General features: G+C 42.1%; 2 protein-coding genes and 2 pseudogenes. 1 reads left to right on the top strand and 3 read right to left on the bottom strand.

The window, feature by feature from the left end; translation table 11 throughout:
* From L1D11_RS22385 to L1D11_RS22375, 3 genes and pseudogenes are all read right to left on the bottom strand, one after another.
* A partial coding sequence (locus L1D11_RS22385; RefSeq protein WP_239862815.1) for an IS66 family insertion sequence element accessory protein TnpB occupies nt 1–294 on the bottom strand: 294 nt, incomplete at its 3' end.
* Between the two features lie 283 nt (nt 295–577).
* Nucleotides 578–846: pseudogene (locus L1D11_RS22380) on the bottom strand (transposase); the annotation flags it as partial.
* Nucleotides 847–983: 137 nt separating this feature from the next.
* Entirely contained in the window at nt 984–1,607 is a 624-nt protein-coding gene (locus L1D11_RS22375; protein WP_275666024.1) for a PAS domain-containing protein, read from the bottom strand.
* A gap of 113 nt (nt 1,608–1,720) precedes the next feature.
* Here L1D11_RS22375 and L1D11_RS22370 point away from each other — a divergent pair.
* Nucleotides 1,721–2,033, top strand: a pseudogene (locus L1D11_RS22370) (ISL3 family transposase); the annotation flags it as partial.

Genomic DNA, 2,033 nt, shown 5'->3' with positions numbered 1-2,033 from the left:
GAGTTCTGCCAGGTAGGCAGCGGGCGTGCCTTGAGGAATGCTCAACTCCACATCATTGATGAGAAGTGTCATGTTAGCGGTGGCTATTTGAGCTTGATATTTCGTTGTCTTTTCGACGACCTCTGCCCGTACAAAGCCTTGAGAGATATCTGCTTTTTTGAGTTGCTGGCGCTTAGCATAAAACGTCGAGGGATTGAGTTCATTAAGCTTACAAAATGCAAGCGTTGACAATGAACTCGATTCAGACTGCTCGATGAGTGTTTGCCATTCTTGATTGGTGCGTCGTTTTGCCATTTCAAATCTCCTCATAGTTGGAGACTGGATCTTATTATTCGTGATCGGCAATTAGAATACGGGGTTTATGACGCGCTTACTTAACAGATTACAAATAATGATGTTCAATGGTTAGACTAGCCTACTGAGACCGTGACTACTTCGCAATGCTATTAAAAGCTTCTTTCGCGACAAGGACGGTAGGTGCGCACACATCAAAGGTTAAAAGGTAGCTCCTTCAATAATATACGACCGCATCTTATCCATTGCACATTTTTATCTTGTAAACCCGTGGATTCCATATACGAAGTAGGTGGCGGCCTTTTTTACGATATCTAGCTCTTCTGCTTGCTCAGCTAACTGTCTTTTGAGCTTAGCAACCTCCGCGGATAGCTATTGCTCTCGYTGACTGGTTGTAGTGTTTTTCTTTACCGTCTTRCGCCAAGCGTAGATCTGAGATTCATGTAAGGWGAGCTGTCTTGCTGCCGCWGCGACTCCCACTTTCTCTGCTAGCTTAAGAGTTTCGGMTTTAAATTCAGGAGAATGGATAATACGTTTCTTCTTGTTTGTCATAGTTCACCTCGTTAGTGATTTTACTCACTTAACTCAGTGTCCAAAATTGCTAGTGCGGATCAAGTAGCCACCAACATAGTGGCTTGATAACTGGACTAGAGTAACGGCCACCGCATTAACTTGTGGTGGCTTTCTTTTTACTCGCGGATATAGCGATAAACCGTACCCTTTGTAATCCCTAGCTCTTCTGCAGTAGTCATAGTTGCATCTTTAATATTAAAGAACCCATCTTCATTAAGTCGCTGTACTATTCTTTTGTTTCGATTCCCTGCAGGTATCCTGGCATCACTTCTCACTTGCTTACTTATCTTATTGATAGCCTCTATCAGCATTCCCTTTGCAGACTTAGAGAACTTTTCTGGTGAGTCTGGTGAACACTTGGGAAACATTTCCATAAAGAAGTTATTCAATGGAACATTAAGGTCCATATTGATGCAAAGAATACCAATGGCAGTGCCTTGCGAGTTCTTAATGACACTGGTTACGGATCTAAACAATCGACCATCTTCTGTTTGGTTAAAGTACGGCTCTGATACATCGCAATTAGTTTTAAGCTTCTGCAGCGCTAAGTCTGTTATAGGAGCACCTACATCCCTGCCAGTGAGGTGATTATTAGCGATCATGATTATCGAAGGGTTATCGATATCTAGGCTATGTAAAATGACCTCCGTATTACTTCCGTACATAACAGCTATGCCGTTCACTGTACTCTTATACGTTTGAAGTATTAATCGATCTTGTTCGGTTAGTTTAACTAGCATTTTTGCCTCTATAAAAAAGGTTCATCACGGATCAGCGGGAACTCAAAACAAAAACGGTAGTAAGTGATATGGTTTAGTCGCCAAACAAAAATCATACACAAACTACCRTTTCCATGCCGAATCATACTTTCCTATCTTCATTCTGGGAAGGMTTTAAAATAGTAAAGTCTCACCAGACAGCATCACTTATTACCCTGACTCTTAAACCTAACTCTGAGGCRAAATGCCCTTGTGGTCTTGAGGCCGAGGCTATCCATGAGTATCAATGGCGTCATGTAAAAGAGGCCATGTTGCTCGGTGTTCCTGTTGAGCTCTCGGTTCAAACACGAAGAATTAAGTGTCATGAATGCGGCATAAAAACAGAGTCTCTATCTTGGTTAGAGCCTTATGCTCGCATAACGAAGCGCTTAAAAAGCTATATAGAAC

The organism is Vibrio sp. Isolate32 (assembly GCF_022397955.1).
Classification (GTDB): Bacteria; Pseudomonadota; Gammaproteobacteria; order Enterobacterales; family Vibrionaceae; genus Vibrio.
The sequence above is the reverse complement of the archived record's forward strand: the minus strand, read 5'-3'. Positions and strand labels throughout refer to the sequence as shown.